At 61.6% G+C, this 17,361-nt stretch carries 16 protein-coding genes and 2 pseudogenes; 8 read left to right on the top strand and 10 right to left on the bottom strand.

Features of this window, described 5'->3' with window-relative positions; all coding sequences use genetic code 11:
* Positions 1-5 precede the first annotated feature (5 nt).
* From BBTA_RS37125 to BBTA_RS37115, 3 genes are all read right to left on the bottom strand, one after another.
* Entirely contained in the window at positions 6-398 is a 393-nt protein-coding gene (locus tag BBTA_RS37125; protein ID WP_011930936.1) for a FixH family protein, read from the bottom strand.
* Positions 399-499: 101 nt separating this feature from the next.
* Positions 500-865 (bottom strand): hypothetical protein, encoded by a 366-nt coding sequence (locus tag BBTA_RS37120; RefSeq protein WP_011930935.1) that lies wholly within the window; start codon positions 863-865, stop codon positions 500-502.
* 102 nt (positions 866-967) lie between these two features.
* On the bottom strand, positions 968-1,243 hold the full coding sequence (locus BBTA_RS37115) for a metal-sensitive transcriptional regulator (RefSeq protein WP_041751852.1): 276 nt from the start codon (positions 1,241-1,243) through the stop codon (positions 968-970).
* Between the two features lie 50 nt (positions 1,244-1,293).
* Here BBTA_RS37115 and BBTA_RS37110 point away from each other — a divergent pair, with 50 nt between their 5' ends.
* A complete protein-coding gene (locus BBTA_RS37110; protein WP_011930933.1) occupies positions 1,294-3,708 on the top strand; it encodes a heavy metal translocating P-type ATPase in 2,415 nt (804 codons plus the stop codon).
* Positions 3,709-3,842: 134 nt separating this feature from the next.
* On the opposite strand, the gene BBTA_RS37105 is transcribed toward BBTA_RS37110, so the two are convergent.
* From BBTA_RS37105 to BBTA_RS37085, 5 genes are all read right to left on the bottom strand, one after another.
* Positions 3,843-4,559 (bottom strand): amino acid ABC transporter ATP-binding protein, encoded by a 717-nt coding sequence (locus tag BBTA_RS37105; RefSeq protein WP_049795548.1) that lies wholly within the window; start codon positions 4,557-4,559, stop codon positions 3,843-3,845.
* A 100-nt stretch (positions 4,560-4,659) separates the two neighbouring features.
* Complete coding sequence (locus tag BBTA_RS37100; RefSeq protein ID WP_011930931.1) at positions 4,660-5,742, bottom strand: amino acid ABC transporter permease; 1,083 nt, start codon at positions 5,740-5,742, stop codon at positions 4,660-4,662.
* Positions 5,743-5,746: 4 nt separating this feature from the next.
* Complete coding sequence (locus BBTA_RS37095) at positions 5,747-6,862, bottom strand: amino acid ABC transporter permease (RefSeq protein ID WP_011930930.1); 1,116 nt, start codon at positions 6,860-6,862, stop codon at positions 5,747-5,749.
* A gap of 65 nt (positions 6,863-6,927) precedes the next feature.
* Positions 6,928-7,947, bottom strand: a complete 1,020-nt coding sequence (locus BBTA_RS37090) for a transporter substrate-binding domain-containing protein (RefSeq protein ID WP_011930929.1) — start codon at positions 7,945-7,947, stop codon at positions 6,928-6,930.
* 2 nt (positions 7,948-7,949) lie between these two features.
* Positions 7,950-9,197 (bottom strand): PLP-dependent aspartate aminotransferase family protein, encoded by a 1,248-nt coding sequence (locus BBTA_RS37085; RefSeq protein WP_011930928.1) that lies wholly within the window; start codon positions 9,195-9,197, stop codon positions 7,950-7,952.
* A gap of 79 nt (positions 9,198-9,276) precedes the next feature.
* Between BBTA_RS37085 and BBTA_RS37080 the strand changes: the two genes are divergently transcribed.
* From BBTA_RS37080 to BBTA_RS39475, 7 genes and pseudogenes are all read left to right on the top strand, one after another.
* Positions 9,277-10,209 carry a LysR substrate-binding domain-containing protein gene (locus tag BBTA_RS37080; protein ID WP_011930927.1) on the top strand — a complete coding sequence of 311 codons (933 nt, stop codon included), beginning with the start codon at positions 9,277-9,279 and terminating at the stop codon, positions 10,207-10,209.
* Positions 10,210-10,421: 212 nt separating this feature from the next.
* Positions 10,422-10,598: a sigma factor-like helix-turn-helix DNA-binding protein gene (locus tag BBTA_RS39480; protein ID WP_083780814.1), complete on the top strand. Its 177-nt coding sequence runs from the start codon at positions 10,422-10,424 to the stop codon at positions 10,596-10,598.
* Positions 10,595-11,021 (top strand): annotated as a pseudogene (locus tag BBTA_RS41715) (NrsF family protein); the annotation flags it as partial. The gene BBTA_RS39480 and the pseudogene BBTA_RS41715, both read left to right, overlap by 4 nt.
* A complete protein-coding gene (locus BBTA_RS41710) occupies positions 10,967-11,212 on the top strand; it encodes an NrsF family protein (protein ID WP_011930925.1) in 246 nt (81 codons plus the stop codon). The pseudogene BBTA_RS41715 and the gene BBTA_RS41710, both read left to right, overlap by 55 nt.
* A gap of 111 nt (positions 11,213-11,323) precedes the next feature.
* Positions 11,324-11,593, top strand: coding sequence for a hypothetical protein (locus BBTA_RS37065; RefSeq protein WP_041751803.1), 270 nt, complete (start codon positions 11,324-11,326; stop codon positions 11,591-11,593).
* Between the two features lie 347 nt (positions 11,594-11,940).
* A pseudogene (locus tag BBTA_RS41750) lies at positions 11,941-12,083 on the top strand (GDCCVxC domain-containing (seleno)protein).
* Between the two features lie 451 nt (positions 12,084-12,534).
* Entirely contained in the window at positions 12,535-13,059 is a 525-nt protein-coding gene (locus tag BBTA_RS39475; protein WP_011930923.1) for a hypothetical protein, read from the top strand.
* Between the two features lie 323 nt (positions 13,060-13,382).
* On the opposite strand, the gene BBTA_RS37055 is transcribed toward BBTA_RS39475, so the two are convergent.
* Together BBTA_RS37055 and BBTA_RS37050 are read right to left on the bottom strand one after the other, a co-directional pair.
* Positions 13,383-14,360: an ABC transporter substrate-binding protein gene (locus BBTA_RS37055; protein ID WP_041751802.1), complete on the bottom strand. Its 978-nt coding sequence runs from the start codon at positions 14,358-14,360 to the stop codon at positions 13,383-13,385.
* Between the two features lie 1,403 nt (positions 14,361-15,763).
* Complete coding sequence (locus BBTA_RS37050) at positions 15,764-17,173, bottom strand: DUF2130 domain-containing protein (protein ID WP_011930920.1); 1,410 nt, start codon at positions 17,171-17,173, stop codon at positions 15,764-15,766.
* Positions 17,174-17,361: the final 188 nt, after the last annotated feature.

Raw genomic sequence — 17,361 nt, 5'->3', positions numbered from 1 at the left:
AACGCTCACTTGGTCGCCTTGACCACGACCTTGCCGGTGACCGTCTCCGGCTCGCCCTGTATCTTCGCCGAGAGCGTCACCTGGTAGCGGCCGGCCATCGGCAGGTCCGTCTTGAAGGCGTAGACGCCCGGTTCCTTCGAGGGCAGCGGAGAAACGGGCGATTCCATCTCCGCCATCCCGTCGGGCGCCATGTCGACCCGGGCCTTGAAGATCACGGCGTCCGGCACCGGCTTGCCGGTCTGCTTGTTCGTCAAGCGAACGGCGAGCGTGATGTCGTCGCCCTTCTTCATCTCCGGATTGACGGGCTCGAAGGTGAAGTCGCCGGCGCCCGCAATGGCCGCCTGAGCGACGAGCGAAAGGGTGGCGGCGAGAGCCGCAGTCGTGAATTTGGAAAGCATTGTCCTGTCCTCATGAATTGATCTCGGCCGCGGCGCCCCGGGGCGCGCGCGTGGGTCATCTGCGCGTGCAAGCGTGCGTTGCGCGCAGGGCTATCGCGAGATCAGATTCGAGGAGGTCGGAAGGGTGGACTGCCGCCACGGAAATCGACGACCTGGTCCGAGGGGATGGCGATCTTGCTCGCCGTTAGGACGGAAGCGCCGAACGCGATGGGGCGAACGTCACCAAGGGCGATAGCGCCGCCGATGCAGCAGAAGCCCACTCCGCACTTGTAGCCGTCCTTCGGGGAGGTCTTTCCGTCCATCTCGTCCGGACAGCAGTCCATCGACATGTCGGCGTGGTCCGCCATCTGCATGGCGATCTTCATGTCGTCCGACGACATCGCCCGCCCCGCGGCCGACGCGCCAAGCGGCAGCATCGCCAGCGAGACGGCGATCGCGAATGCCAGGATGGTACGGACGAGCCGCATCGAGATTCACTTACCTTTCCAGCCGCTACGCGGCTTGAGTAACATATCCCGGCTCCGTACGCAGTCCTTGATCCAGGTCAAGCATTCGTGACCGCCGTCGGGTTACCTATCCACCCGACCGACGACTTCCATCAGTTCCGCGATTTTGCGGCGCTGGTCGGCCCTGTCGCCGCTGTTGATCGCGTGTTCCACGCAATGGGCTACATGATCCTTAAGAATCTCTTCTTCGACTCGGCGAAGCGCGGAGCGGACGGCGGAGATTTGGGTGACGATGTCGATGCAGTACCTGTCCTTGTCGACCATCTTCGCGAGCCCGCGAACCTGGCCTTCGATCCGGTTAAGGCGTTTCTGACAGGAAGCCTTGATGTCGCTCCGCATGAACCGTATATACCCCCCTAGGGTATTTCCCGAAAGAGACGGAGCGAACAATGGTTAAGCACGACGCCGCTATTTCCGGAGCGAACCATGGAAGTTGTTGTGCACATTCGCATTCCTCTGACGATACGGCTCCGCGCGACCATGCCCACCATCACCACAATGACGCCCTCGGTACGGTAGTAGACCCTGTTTGCGGAATGAAGGTCGATCCTAGTACCGCTCGCCACAAGATCGACCATGGCGGCAAGACCTTCTATTTCTGCTCGGAGCGCTGCCGGACGAAATTCGAAGCTGATCCTGCGAAGTACGTCCACGGGAAGGTGCAGGAGGCGCCCCCGACGGACGTGCCGAAAGGCACGATCTACACCTGCCCGATGCATCCGCAGATACGCCAGGTCGGGCCAGGCAATTGCCCCATCTGCGGCATGGCGCTCGAACCCGAACTCGCCACCGCGGACACCGGCCCGAATCCCGAGCTGATCGACATGACCCGCCGTTTCTGGGCGGGCCTGGCGCTTTCCGTTCCGGTCGTGGTCCTCGAAATGGGCGGTCACCTCATCGGCGGCCACGGCTGGATCGATCAGTCGCTGTCGAACTGGATCCAGCTCGTTCTCGCCACGCCTGTCGTGTTGTGGGCCGGTTGGCCCTTCTTCGTCCGTGGCTGGCAGTCGGTTCTGACCCGCAATCTCAACATGTTCACGCTGATCGCCATGGGCACCGGCGTCGCCTGGGTCTACAGCGTGGTGGCGACCGTCGTGCCGGGCGCTTTCCCCTCCACCTTCAGGGCGCATGAAGGAGCCGTCGCGGTCTATTTCGAGGCCGCGGCCGTGATCACGGTGCTCGTCCTCCTCGGCCAAGTACTCGAACTGCGGGCACGCGAGGCCACTTCGGGCGCGATCAAAGCCCTTCTCGACCTCGCACCCAAAACGGCACGACGAATCCGCGCCGACGGCTCCGACGAAGAAGTTCAGATCTCGGTGCTGGAGGTCGGCGACCGGCTGCGTGTCCGCCCCGGCGAGAAGGTACCCGTCGACGGCGAAATCAGCGAGGGGCGGTCATCTCTCGACGAGTCCATGGTCACAGGCGAATCCATGCCCGTCAGCAAGGAGGTCGGCGGCAAGGTGATCGCCGGTACGCTGAACCGCTCCGGCGGCTTCGTCATGCGCGCCGAAAAGGTCGGCAGCGACACGATGCTGTCCCAGATCGTGCAGATGGTCGCGCAGGCGCAGCGTTCGCGGGCTCCTATCCAGCGCCTCGCCGACCAGGTCGCTGGCTGGTTCGTTCCCGCGGTCATTGTGGTCGCGATCGCTGCGTTCGGCGCCTGGGCGGTCTATGGTCCGGAGCCGCGGCTCGCCTTCGGCCTCGTCGCCGCGGTCAGCGTGCTCATCATCGCCTGCCCGTGCGCCCTCGGGCTGGCCACCCCGATGTCGATTATGGTCGGCGTGGGGCGCGGCGCCCAGGCCGGCGTCCTGATCAAGAACGCCGAAGCGCTTGAGCGCATGGAGCGGATCGACACCCTGGTCGTGGATAAGACGGGCACCCTCACCGAGGGCAAGCCGAAGGTCGTCGCCGTGATCCCGGCTCAAGGAATCACGGATGCCGAGGTGCTGCGGCTCGCCGCCAGCGTCGAACGCGCCAGCGAGCACCCCCTCGCCGACGCGATCGTGAACGAAGCCAAGGAGCGAGGCATCCAGACGACCGACGTCCAGGACTTCGATTCACCGGTCGGCAAGGGGGCGCTCGGAACGGTCGACGGCAAGAAGGTGCTGCTCGGCAACGCGACGTTTCTGCGCTCCCAAGGAGTGGATACGTCCGCGATGGAGGCCGAGGCGGAGCGCCAGCGCGGCGAAGGTGCCACCGTCATCAACATGGCGATCGATGGCAAGCTTGCCGGCATTCTGGCGATCGCCGACCCCGTTAAGCAATCGACGCCGGAGGCGCTGCGCGCACTCGCCGCCGAGGGCGTGAAGGTCATCATGCTCACCGGCGACAACCGGACCACCGCCCAGGCCGTCGCTCGCCGGCTGGGGATCGCCGACGTGGAAGCCGAGGTTCTGCCCGATCAGAAGAGCGCGGTAGTCGCAAAGCTGCAGAAGCAGGGGCGGATCGTCGCGATGGCCGGCGACGGCGTGAACGACGCGCCCGCCCTGGCTGCCGCCGAGGTCGGAATCGCGATGGGCACTGGGACGGATGTCGCCATGGAAAGTGCCGGCATCACGCTGCTCAAGGGCGATCTCACCGGCATCGTCCGCGCTCGCCGCCTGTCGCGGGCGACCATGAGCAACATCCGGCAGAACCTCTTCTTCGCCTTCGCCTACAACGCGGCCGGAATTCCGATCGCGGCGGGCGTGCTCTATCCGACGTTCGGCCTACTGCTGTCGCCGATCGTCGCGGCGGCGGCGATGGCGCTATCTTCGGTCAGCGTGGTGGGCAACGCGCTGCGGTTGCGGACCGTCGGGGTCTGAAATGCTGCTCGACACTTGGGGGTTGGGGGGCGGAGCCACGCAGGCCGCGCATTTGCGCGCCTTCCCATTTGTGGGAAGCTCAAGCACTTCTGCTCGTTCTCCGCCGGTCGTACGCTCTGCCGGAACCGCCGTCTTCAGTGCAGGATCTGGCTGAGGAAGAGCTTGGTACGCTCATGCTGCGGGTTCTTGAAGAACTCGTTGGGGGTGTTCATCTCGACGATCTGGCCGGCGTCCATGAAGATGACGCGGTCGGCGACCTCGCGGGCGAAGCCCATCTCATGCGTTACGCAGAGCATGGTCATGCCTTCGACTGCGAGCGAGACCATGGTGTCGAGCACCTCCTTGACCATCTCGGGGTCGAGCGCTGAGGTCGGCTCGTCGAACAGCATGATCTTCGGGCTCATGCAGAGCGAACGGGCGATCGCGACGCGCTGCTGCTGGCCGCCCGAGAGCTGGCCGGGGTACTTCAGCGCCTGCTCGGGGATCTTGACGCGTTTGAGATAGTGCATCGCGATCTCCTCGGCGTCCTTCTTGGTCATATTCCTCACCCAGATCGGCGCCAGCGTTAGGTTCTCGAGGATCGTCAGATGCGGGAACAGGTAGAAGTGCTGGAACACCATGCCGACGTCGCGGCGTATCTCGTCGATCTTCTTGAGGTCGCTGGTGAGCTCGGTGCCGTCGACGATGATCTGGCCCTTCTGGTGCTCCTCCAGGCGGTTGATGCAGCGGATCATCGTCGACTTGCCCGAGCCGGACGGACCGCAGATCACGAGCTTCTCGCCACGTTCCACCTTCAGGTTGATGTCGCGAAGCACGTGGAAGTCGCCATACCACTTGTTCACGCCGATCATCTCGATCGCCGTCGCGGTGTTCAGCGAGGTCTGCTTCAGCGCCGCGGGGCGGGTGCCGGTCGGCTTGGTTTCTACCGTTGCCATGGTCATGAGGCTTCTCCTAGCGAGCAACGGGGCTGCGCCGCTCCAGAAAATCGGCGAAGCGGGCGAATGAGAAGGACAGGGCGAAGAAGATCCCGCCGATGAACAGGAAGGTCTCGGCGGCCGGCGACGGCCACGCCGGATCGGCCAGAGCGGCCTTACCCGAGCTGATCAGGTCGAAGAGCCCGACAACGAGCACGAGGCTGGTGTTCTTGATCATCACGATGATCGTGTTCGCCAAGGCCGGGATCACTACTCTGATCGCTTGCGGTAGGATGACGCGGTACTGCGTGCGCCAGAACGGCAGGCCAAGCGCCGCGGCGGCCTCGTACTGGCCCCTCGGGATCGCCTGCAGTCCGCCGCGGATAACTTCGGCGAGATAGGCCGCTGCGAAAATCGTCAGGGCGACGAGGGCGCGCACGAACTTGTCGGGGAGCAGCGCCTCTGGGAGGAAGAGCGGCAGCATGATCGAGGCGACGAACAGGATCGAGAGGAGGGGCAAGCCGCGGACGGACTCGATCGTGACGACGGCTGCGATCCGGACAGCCGGCATCGTCGACCGGCGGGCCAAGGCGAGCAGGATGCCGACGGGGAAAGCGATCCCGATTGCGACCACAGTGAGGATCAGCGTCACCGGCAAGCCGCCCCAGGCCGAGGTCGGGACCTCTTCGAGTCCGAGGCCGCCGCCCATCATCCAGACGATCAGCGCAAGCGCCGAGATCCAGAGGCCGAGCAGACGCGGCGTCCAGCTCGCCGGCCGCACCGACCAGCCGAGCAAGGCCAGGATCAGTAGGCAGACCAGAGCCGGCCGCCAGCGCTCCTCGACCGGGTAGATGCCGAACAGCAGCTGGCCCGATTTGACGTAGATGAAGCTCCAACAGGCTCCGGACGCGGCCCGGCAGGCGGCCGGGTCCGGATTGAAGAGGACGGCGTCGAGCACCAGCCAGCGCAACATCGGCGGCAGGGCGACGGCGAGCATCGCGCCGAATGCGAGCGTCAGGGCGGCATTCAGCGGCGAGCCGAACAGCAGCCTGGCGGCCTGGCGCAGCGAGGCCTGGGACGGCACCGGAGCCTCAGGCAAAGGGAGCGAAATCGTCTTCACGGGATCAACGTTCCACGATCGCGATGCGGCGGTTGTACCAATTGGCCGCGCTTGACAGGGTCAGGTTCAGGGCGAGGTAGACGCCCAGGATGATGAAGACGCCTTCGATCGAATGGCTGGACTTGCTGATGATGGTGTTCATCACCGCGAAGAAATCCGGGTAGCCGACAGCGATCGCCAGCGTCGAATTCTTGACGACGTTGATGTACTGGCTGTTGAGTGGTGGCACGATCACGCGCAGCATCTGCGGGATCACGATTAGCCGCAGGATCTTGGACCTTGACAGGCCGACCGAGCGGCCGGCGTCCCATTGCCCGGACCCGACCGACAGCACGCCGCCTCGCACGATCTCGGCGATGAAGCCGGTCGTATAGATCGTCAGACCGATCAGGATGGTGCTGAGCTCCGGCGTCAGCTCCAGCCCGCCCTGGAAGTTCGAACCCGCGAAGACGGGCCAATCCATCGAGACAGTGGCATCGGCGAACCAAAGGCCGAGCAAAAGAACGGCAACCGTGGCCCAGTTCAGGGCGGGCCGGAAGTTGCGCAGCGAACCTGCGAGCCGAGGAGCGAGGAAGAGCATCCCGGCAACGATGATCAGGACCACGCCTGCTGTTGCTAGGCTGATGTGAACGCTTGGGACCATGAGGCCGCGCATCGAGGCGAAAACGCCGGGAAGCGGACGGAGCGCGTCGGCGACCGGCGGGAGGACCTTCCACCAGAGCGAGTAGAGGAAGATCAGCAGGACGATTGGCGGCGAGTTCCGCGCGATCTCCACCCAGACCCGGCAGGTGCCGGCGGCGAGCGGATTGCTGCTCAGCCGGGTGACGCCGACGACGAGACCGAGGACCGACGAGAAGACGATGACGAGCGCGGAAACAAAAACCGTATTCGCCAGTCCGACGACGATGGCCCAGTAATAGGGATCACGCGACTTGTAGGAGAGGATCGCCTCGGAGATCACGATCCGGGATGGCATCGACAGGAAGTCGAACCCGATCGGAATGCCGCGCGTCTGCAGGTTCGTGAAGGTTGTGGTGACGAGCAGGGCCGCAGCGCCAACGACAGCCGCCACCAAGACGCATTGAATGACGATCGATCTCGTCCTGGCATCGTTGAACATGCCGCTCTCCCCTTTCCGGCTTGGACATCAAACGGGGAGCGTTCGTCACGCTTCCCCGGCAACAGCTAGTCCCAGGGGTAGGGGTAGTTCAGGCCGCCATCCTTCCAGAGAGCGTTCAGGCCGCGATCGATCTTGAGGGGGCTGCTCTTCCCGAGATTGTTGTCCCAGATCTCGGCGTAGTTCCCCATCTGCTTGACGACGTTGTAGACCCATTTGTCGTCGAGCCCGAGCGGCTTGCCGAAGCCCGGTTCCTGCCCCAAAACCCGCTTGATCTCGATCGATCCGGATTTCAGCTTCTCGTCGATGTTCCTGGCGGTAATGCCGTGGAGCTCGGCCCAGAGGAGGGCATTGATCGTCCAGCGCGTGATGTCGAAGAGCTGATCGTCCCCGCGCGCGACCGCGACGCCGTTCGGCTCGGCCGCATGGCCCACCTTGATGATGTCGTAGTCGTCCGGGTTCTTTGCCACCGAGGCCCGCTGGCCGGCGGCGGCCGTGCCATCGGTCACATAGGTGTCGCAGCGGCCGCCGAAGAAGGCATCGCGCGCCTGAATCGTCGAGTCGAAGTAGACCTTCTTCATCGTGATTCCGTATTCTTCCTCGGTCTCCTCGATCGACCTCTCGGTCAAACTGCCGCCGCCCTGCAGGCAGACCGTCTTTCCGGCGAGCTGCTTGGGATCGGTGATCTTGTCGGCCTTTCGCACGAGCAGGCCGTCGGTGTCGTAGAGCGTGATCCAGACGAAGCGCACCACCGTGTCGCGTGAGAGGGTGATGGTTGAGGTCCGCGACAGGACATCGATCTCGCCGGTCTGCAGCGCCGGGAAGCGCTGGCCGGCATTGAGCGGCACGAAGCGGATCTTGTCCTTGTCGCCGAGGATGGCCGCCGCGAAGGTACGGCACATGTCGGAATCGAAGCCCCGATAATAACCGTTCTCGTCGGGGCGGGAGAGACCCGGCACGCCCTGGCTTGCGCCGCAGCTGACATAGCCGCGCTGCTTGATCTTGTTCACGACGCTCTGCGCACCGGCGCTCGCGGTCAGACCGGCGGCGGTGAGCGCCGCGCCGAGGAGCATTGTCAACCTTGTCATGGCTATCTCCGTTCCCCTACTTTGCAGCTCTTTTCGGTTATTCGGCCGCGGTCCGGCCTGCCGTCCTCGACGCCGCCCGCGACTTTGGCAAACGGGAGGAAGGCCTGCTCCAGATCGCCGATCAGGTCATCGAGAGCTTCCAACCCGATCGACAATCGCCAGACGGGGCCGGGTGGCAGCCAGTCGAGGCTGGCCCGACCTTTCCGCGGATCATTGACCGCGATCAGCGAATGGACGCCCCCCCAGCTCGCTCCGAGCTTGAACAGATGCATCCGTCGAAGGATTTCGGCTTGCAAGGACGCGAGTTCTGGTCTGAGCACGACCGAGAAGACGGCAGCCGCGCCCGAAAAGTCCCTCTTCCAGACCGCATGCCCAGGATGGTCCGGCATGGCCGGGTGTAGGATGCGAGCGACTTCCGGGCGCTGCGACAGCCAAGTCATGATTTCCGCTGCGCTCGCGGCCGCGTGACGCATGCGGACCGGCATGGTCATCAGGCCGCGCTCGCACAACGCGCAATCTTCCGGCGAGACACCATAGCCAAGGAACCGCGCCGTATCCTTCAGCCGCCGGAACAGGGCCTGGTCGCGCACGGCGAGCGAGCCCATAAGCAGATCGCCATGACCGCCGGCATGTTTGGACAACGCCTGCATGCTGATGTCGACGCCATGGGTCAGCGGCTTGAACAGGAGGTGCGAAGCCCAGGTGTTATCGGCTGCAACCAACGCGCCAACCTTCTTAGCCACCGCGACGATCGCGGGTACGTCCTGGACCTCGAAGGTCGCGGAACCAGGAGACTCTACCCAGACCAGCCGCGTCCGCTCGTCGAGAAGCCCCGCGATCCCGGCATCAAGGAGAGGGTCATAGGTTTGCGCCGCGATGCCGAGCGGCCCGAGGAAGCGCAGGATCATGTCCCGCGCCGGACCATAGAGCGTCTCCGGCATCAGGACGCGGTCGCCACTCCGGCACACCGCCATCGTCGCCAGCGTCATCGCCGCCATGCCCGACGGCACGACGAGCGCCCTGGCCGCCCCCTCGAGCTGGGCGACATGGTCCTCGAGAAGCCGGCTCGTCGGCGTTCCATAGAGCCCATAGCTGAAGCCGTCATAGACGCGCTCCGCCCGCGTCTCGAAAGCTTGGAGGTCATCGAAAACGATGGTCGAAGCGCGCTCCACCGCCATCGCAACCGCCTGGAACGGCTGCTGCGAACGCGCGGGCGGACGAATGTGCGAGGTGTCATCTGATTTCGTCATGGGTCGACGTTAGCTCGCCCCGGCATTGCCATCCATGACCACAGCGATAGAGTCGATCCATTCTTGATATGGTTGTCCTATGAACCTGCGCGATATCGACGTCTTCCATGCGATTATGACCAGTGGTGGCGCTGGAGCGGCGGCTGCCTTGCTCAGCACCTCGCAGCCGGCTATCAGCCGTTCGCTTGCGAAGCTCGAGGCCGAACTCGGATTCAGCCTGTTCGATCGGATCCGCGGCCGCCTGGTCCCGACTCGCGAAGGCCTGCTCTTCCACGCCGAAGTGAAAGCCAACCTGGTCGGCCTCGATCGCCTCAAGCTGCGGGCCGCCCAAATCAAGGAAGTCGGCGCAGGGACCATCCGTGTGGCCAGCCTCTCGGCCCTCGGGCACGGGCTCGTCCCGCGGGCTATCACGGCATTCTCGCGCAAGCACCCGCAGGTGCGGATTAGCTATCAGGTCCGCACATCAAACGTTGTTCGCGACCTGGTGGCTTCAGGCAGCTTCGACATCGGCTTGGCAGCCGACGAGATCGACACCGACGGCGTCTTGCACAGCGTATTTACCACGCCTCGTGCCGTCTGCGTTATGCCGCAGGGACATCAGCTGGCGAGCCGGGACGTCGTCACGCCTGAGGACCTGAACGAAGTGAGTTTTCTGGCTCTCGCGCCGGAGGACACAGTGCGGCTCGCCATGGACAAAATCTTTGCTGAACACGGAGTCCAGCCCCGCATCCGGGTTGAGACGCCCTATGGCGTGACCATCGCCATCCTGGCTTCACAAGGCCTCGGCATAGGACTTGTCAATCCGTTCATCATCGCCGACAAGATGATCCAAGGCATCGCCGTTCGGCCCTTCGAGCCGGCCGTGCATTTCCGCGCCCTGCTCTTGAAGCCGCCTGGCAGCGCGAATTCCCGCCTCGTGTCAGCGTTCCTTTCCGAGCTTTATACGATCCGAAATGCCTTTGCCGTTCCGGAAGGCAACTCAAGCGAGCCGCCCGTCATGGGCACGTCCTAAGTCTTGTTGTGCATTCCTATTCCTTTCTCACGGCGGACCGGCGATTACTGGCACCGAAGCCATACTTAGCTCGCCATCTGCTCGCGGCGACGCGGGATTGAAGAAGCGTCGATCGCCGCCGGAACGGCACAAACCTGACCCTTAGCTCGCTAAAGCGGGCTTTCACGTCCGACCAGTTCTGCATGAAATCAAACAACTAGGACATCCGACGCTTGATCGGGAAGCTGCCAAAGAACATGCAATGCGCCATCGAGGCCGTCAAATTGGAAGGGCTGAGCATAGCTGAAGCGGCGCAAAGACATCGGCTCTCGGAGCCGACGGTAAAGGTCAGCATTCATCGCGGCCTCAAAGCGCTGGCAGACATGATTGCAAAAGAGGTCAAAGCATGAAGACCGATGAACTGATCGCGGCGCTCAGCAGGAATGTCGAGCCGGTTGATCGCGGATTGATCCGCCGGACAGTCGGCCTCGCCCTTGTCACCGCAGTCGTTTTGGCGCTCGGCTTAATGACGGTCTGGCTCGGCATTCGCGCTGATAGCATGACGCTTCGTGCCGCTGTGTTTCTCGCCACCAAGGTTGCCTTTGCGAGGGCAATCATCGGGATCGCGTCGATCTACTTGCTGCGGCTGGCGCGGCGGCGAGCGTCAGGCGGCTCTACTTTGGGTCGCGGTGCCGTTCGCGACTGTCATTTTGCTCGCAGCCGTCAGACTCGGATTCATGCCGAGTTCGCATTGGAGCGGTATGGTCCTGAGTGACGAATGGCTGGAATGCCTCTTGTCGATACCGGTTATAGCGATCGCGCCGTTTGCCATCCCTATTTGGGCAGTGCGGAAGGCCGCTCCGACCCATCTCGTTCGTACCGGCGCCTTTACCGCAGCGCGTTGGTCTACGCGTTGCACTGCACCAGTGATTCATTGCCGTTCGTTGCCGTTTGGTACGGCGGCACGATTGTGCTCTGCACCCTGGCAGGCGCAGTTTTGCGACCGAGGTTGCTGCGCTGGTGAGCGCAGGTTCTGCTTCACGCCAGCGTGAAGCTGTAACCGCCGGAAGGTTTGGCCCGAACTCTCTATTTAGAGGCGCGCAACGCGCTTCCGACTAACGATGGAGCCGGGACTATGCTGAAGAAAAGTCTTCTCACGATTTCGTTCTTGCTGCCGCTGGCAGCACTGTCGGCGACCGCCCAGGCGGGGTCGACGATCACCGACAAGAGCTATTGGCCGAACGAGGCAAGGCGCAGCGCACAATTCCAATCCCCAGTCTACGCGCAAGACCCCGGGCGTTCTGCAATTATGTACGACCGCGGAGCACGCATTGTGCCGCCCACGATGGGCGCGATCGAGGATCAGTCCGCCTGGCGCTATCAAGGCGGCCCGAAGGGCCACTAGCAGCGAGCTAACGACACCTGCAGCGAGGGACTGGGGAGCAATTTTGCTTCCGCGGTCTCTCCTGATTGCAGCAGCGGACTGAAAGGGAAGCGGCACCCTGATGATTATGAGCCAGCGCGTCGCAACAGCAACGAAGCTCTTCGATAGTTTGCGCGGCAGAGTGAGCAATTGTCTGGATCGATATCGCCCGGCGTCGTATGGCCGACATGATGGGAGATCGCGCACCCGCGAACTCTGCGGCGCCGGACGAGATCGCCAAAACAATCGAAGCTCGGTACCTAGACGACCTGACGCAGTTGGAATCGATCCTCACTCGTCTCGAGTGTGCCCATCAAACGGTCGAAACCATGCCGACGGTCGCATGCCAATTCTTCTACGACTGCAGGGGTCGCCGCAGCGGCTGAAACCGAGGGCCGGCGATTGCTGCGTGTTTTACTCGTTCGGCTCGCTATCCTGTCCGCCGATTCAGGCGGACGGCTGTTTCTCATAGCTGGGGATGTCATTCAGTTGCTCGCGCATCACGCTAGACTAAGCGCGGTGAGCCCTCGCGAACGCGTCCCTCGTCGCGCATTGGCGCGAGCGAGGCAAGCCGCAGTGCACAACACTCAAAGCGGCCCTTTTTACTTGCCATGCGAAACGAGCCGTCGCTCCATCGCGACTGGTTCAAATGGCTTGACTCCCTGCGTGTAGATCTCGCTTCCGCCTCAAATCTCTGCGGACGTTACACTTCCCGTTGCATCGATCTTCATCAGGGGCGCTTAAGATTGCCCACCTTTTGGGCTTGCGCGAGAACTTCTTGCGCAGGCGAGGGGCGCGTTGCCATCCAAAGAAAACGCTTTTTAAATCAGCCCCTTAGCAAGCGGTCCCAACGGCTTCGGCTTATGGCATGCGATTTGCGACACGTGGCGCAGGTTTGATCCGATACTGCCGAGGAAAAGGACATGCGAGCGTGGTTGATTGCTGCCGTTGTATCGACGGCGCTAACTGTGACGCCGGCTTCCGCGACCGTAATTATTAGCGGAGACCCCGGCGGCAAGATGCAGGACTACACGACGCACTTCCGAAAGGTGCGCGACTCGGGCGAGCCCGTCGTCATTGCGGGCACATGCGTCTCGGCTTGCACGATGGTGCTCGGACTCGTCCCCAGCGACCGACTCTGCGCCACACAGAATGCGGTGCTAGGTTTTCATGCCGCATGGACGTTCGATGACTCCGGCAGACGCGTCGTCAGCGCATCCGGGACGCAAGATCTAATGAACACCTATCCAGCTTATGTGCGCGCCTGGATCGCGCGGCGCGGCGGTTTGACCCCAAAAATGATGTACCTGCGAGGTCGTGATCTCGCCGCCATTGTTGCGCCCTGCAGCAGCTCACGCGCGGCATCTGCTTCACGCGCGAAACACTTCGGCGGAGCTCATCAAGCCGCTGATACAAATACGCCTCGCGCCAGCTTTGGCGCTCGCTGAATACCATCTGTCGCGCTGAAACATCGTTCATTCCAACCCGAAATCAAATCGGATCGTCGGGACGGACCTGCACCTGCAGGGATCTCACGTCCGCCCCGTACAAGTTAATCGGCATTGGGTTCGGACGCCGATCGGCGAGCTAAGCTATTGCTCTAACAAGCGATGGAAGGGTCAATGTTGGACGCTTATCTACATCGGGCGCTTAATCTAACCGTGCGTCTCGGTGTCGAATGGCGGATCGTTAAGCGTGCGGTTTACGCTGCTTTCGGCAAATGGGATTTGCGCCAAATCGCTACGCGGTAGCCGCTGCGGAGGTGCGCGACTTATTCGATCATTTCGTCGGCGCGCAACGAGATCGCCTGGGGGATCTCAATGTCGAGTGCTTTGGCAGTTTTGAGATTCACCGACATCAGGATTCGCGTTGGTTGTTCGACGGGCAGATCCGCGGGCTTGAGTCCATCAAGAACCTTCTTCACAAAGTAAGCCGAACGCCGGTAGGTTTCACGTCGAGAAAGGCCATAACCGATCAGACCGCCATCACGGGTGAGGTCGGCATCGACTGAGACGACTGGAATCCGATGCTGTAGAGCCAGGGCCGCGATGCGCGGTCCCAAATCCAAAATGGCGGCATCGGGCACGACCAGCAATGCATTGGGTCGTCGCGCCGCGATCGTGTCAAACGCGGCGTTGAGCTCGTTCGGTGTGCTCACCACGAAATCGTGGACCGCGATGCCAAGAGGCGCCGTCCGCACTCGCACGCTATCCAAATAGGTTACGTTCGACGGATTCGCCGGATTGAAAAAAACCGCAGTGCTGGTCGCGTTGGGAAGGAGCGCATGCAGAAATTCGACTAACTTGGGCGTTACGTCCTGATTCAATGTGGCCATTCCGGTTATGTTGCCGCCGGGCAGTGCAAGGCTTGTCACGAGACCGTTACCGACCGGATCATTTAGACCCGTCATGATTATCGGGATAACGGAGGTGGCGCGCTGTGCCGCGCCAGCCGCTGCGATCGTGGTGACAACGATCACGCGAGCACCTTGAGCAGCCAACTCGTGGGCAAATGCGGGAAAACGCTTGTAGTCCCCTTCCGCCCATCGTGGTTCGAGCACATATTCTTTGCCCTCGATTAATCCATTTTCCCGCAAGCCTTGCTTTAACGCTTGTAAGAGCGGAGCGGTCGTTTCAGCAGTACCGGCGCCCAAGAAGCCGATGCCCGCAGAGCTTTGCTGCGCTCGCACGGCGAACGGCCAAGCGAGCGCAGCGCCGCCGAGAAGTGTGACGAACCTGCGCCGCTTCATTAGCAACCTCCGATCTCGTAATGCGCCAGCTAACTCGGCTCTTGTTAGTAGGAATATGACTTAACAGAGCCATTTTGGATACGTCGCAACCGAGCTTCTGCGGGACTCCCTCGACGGCCTGCCGTGCCCTCAGCTGTTGCTCGCCGTACCGCAGAAACCTCATAATTTCGATCTGCTATTTCACCGGCGCGATCGAAGGCGCTGGGCGCGACCAAGGTCGCTCCCTACCATTCCGGGAAGATCCGAACCGCTATGCCAAGAAGCCCGAGGACCACGGGATGCGTGGCTCACAGAGCCATTGAAGGCTATGCGAACACGCATCCGGGACACTGTCTGACTGAATTTCCTCGCGAGCTTTACTCTTCACAGTGACCGTGATGCCGAACTGTACGAAGTGGTGGCTGAGCTGTTCGATCGCGTCTAGGCCGATCTGCTAGGCCGGTTGCAACGGTGCGATGAATGCTGCATAATACTAAGTTGTTGATATTGTTCGCATAATGAAGATTATGGAATATATTCCTAAAGCCGAAAGCCAGCACTACCTAGTCAGCGCCCAACCGACGCGCTCGCTTGTCTTCGCCGTACAGCGTCGCGCTGGCGCCGCTTTCGTTCCTGCTTTCGCCGAACTGGGGCTACTCCCCGAAATCCTCCTCGCCTTGTGACGCAGTGAGGTCAGTGAACTGACATCGACGGTTGCCAGTGCGTTGCGCAGGGCATCGAATTCGAACACGTCAGTGTCAAAATCATTTAGCCCGGCGAGAAATATGAACTCCTTGCGGCAGTGAGCGATGATGTGGCCCAAAAGCTCGATCCTGTCCTTGACCTCGACGAGCGACTTTGACAGCCCTTCCTTGTATACGACGTTTAACTTCCATTGAGTTTCGCCGTTTGCGTCGACGTAATCGCTGCCATCGGCAACATAGTAGTAAGGGACTGTGGCTACATCACGCTGTGATCAGTGAACCCGCGGTTCTTGCCCCAGTCGACCTGGAGGTTGCCGACATAGAGATGGATCATTGAGCCCATGGCGCCATGACCCCCGCGGTGAACGTTCCCAATATTGTACTCATTTCGCAATCTACGATGCGCAAAGCCAGCTAGTCGAGACGCATAACTCTACGCCAGCGCGCCTGTTGGTCACTGAAGCGTTACGGCGATGTCTGGACGTCGTCCATCACTTCGGCCTCCTCAAACTCGGGCCAGAGCATCAGCAGCGCGAACCCAGCTTGCTGGGGATACCACATTTCTATCTGGTCCGGGACCACCTGGCCCTGACAAGCAGAGTGCCTCGCAGGATCGCAAATATTGTCGGCCGAGCGCCTTCCTTCAGGCAGGAACCTTAAAATCGTGAATGCGATTGCACGATTCACGCGCCGACTTGGGCTCAAGATGAGGAAATCACCTTATTCAGCCGCTTCTGCGGGCGGGTTCTTGAGCTCCGCGAATTTCGCCGCCATCGTGGGGTTACCCCGGGTCAGCTTCTTGATCGTCACGTCCTGCGCCTTGTCGTTCGCAAGGCGCAGGTTTCGGTCAGCGCCGATCAACGCATCCTTCGTCTTCTGCAGATGGTCGATGGACTTATCGATTTCCGTGATCGCGGTGTGAAAGTGCCTGGAAGCGAGATCAGTGTTCTTCAAGAATCCGTTCTTGAACGTCTCCAGCTGGCTTTCGAACTGGGTGATGTCGATATTCTGCGCCTTAACCAGCGCCAGCTCGGTCCGGTACTTCAGGGAATTGAGAGAGGCATTCCGCAGCAGCGTGATCATCGGCAGGAAGAACTGCGGCCGGATGACGTACATCTTGGGATAGCGGTGGAAGACGTCGACGATACCGGTATTGTAGAGTTCGTTGTCGGGTTCGAGCAATGAGACCAGGATCGCGTACTCGCAGCCCTTCTCGGTGCGATCGCGGTCGAGCTCCTTGAGGAAGTCCTCGTTCTTGCTCTTCGTCGCTGTTTTGTCGCTCTCGTTTTTCATCTCGAACATGATCGAGATGAGCTCGATGCCGGATTCGTCCGCGTCGCGAAAGATGTAATCGCCCTTGCTACCGGTCCGCGCGTCGTTGTCTTTCTCAAAATACGCCCGCGGAAACGCCATCGAGCGCACCCGGTTGAACTCGGTCTCGCAATGCTGTTCAAGGGTCTCGCCGACCATCTTGGTCGAGAGGCGGGCCTTCATATCCTTGAGGCGTTCGATCGCGTCGTCCCGATCCTTGATCTGGGTTTCGTACTTGTCCTTCAGCGATTGCTCGGAGAGCTGCTTTTCAAGCTGGACCTGCTTAATCCCGTTTTTCAGCTCATCGCGCTCTTTTTCGATGGCACCGACGGCTTCGGTCACGGCGAGCTTCTTCTCAAGCTCGACGGCTTGAAGCTTAGCCTTGAGTTCTTGGATTTCTTTTTCCTTGGCGGCCGTGATCTTGTGCTGCTCGCTGGCCAAAAGCGCTTCAGCAAGCTCGGAGGCAGCCTTCTTCTCCCGTTCCGCTTGCGCGAGCGAGTTCGCCAGCGTGTCGCGCTCCTTTTCGACAGCACTCAGTGCTTCTGTAACCGCGAGCTTTTGCGAGACCTCACTGGCCTCCAGCTTGGATTTCAGCTCCTGAATTTCGGCATCCTTGGCGGCCGCGGTCTTCTGCAGATCGCCGCTGACCTGGGCTTTGGCCAATTCAACAGCGCCCTGTTTGTCGCGCTCGGCCAACTCCAGCCGCTCGTGCAGTTGCTTTGCGAAATCGGCGTCACGGACCTGCTTCAGGATCTCAGCGTACCCGGATTCATCGACTTTGAAGGCCTTGTCACAGTGGGGACAGATGATCTCGTGCATGGTTCCTGCCCGGAAGGGACGTTTGCTGTTTTCATTGAAAAGAGGGCATGGGGCCCACGGAATCGCCCCCGCACCTGAGAACAAAATTAGAACAGGCCAATCTGGGCGGTCAAGCGATGCGCATCGCTTCCGGGCATTTTCCCCGGTTTTTCCGATAGGGGCCGAGTTTGCGGGCAGGAGTCGAGCAC

It is taken from the genome of Bradyrhizobium sp. BTAi1, assembly GCF_000015165.1.
GTDB classification, from domain to species: domain Bacteria; phylum Pseudomonadota; class Alphaproteobacteria; order Rhizobiales; family Xanthobacteraceae; genus Bradyrhizobium; species Bradyrhizobium denitrificans.
This window is presented reverse-complemented; position numbering and strand designations above follow the sequence as displayed.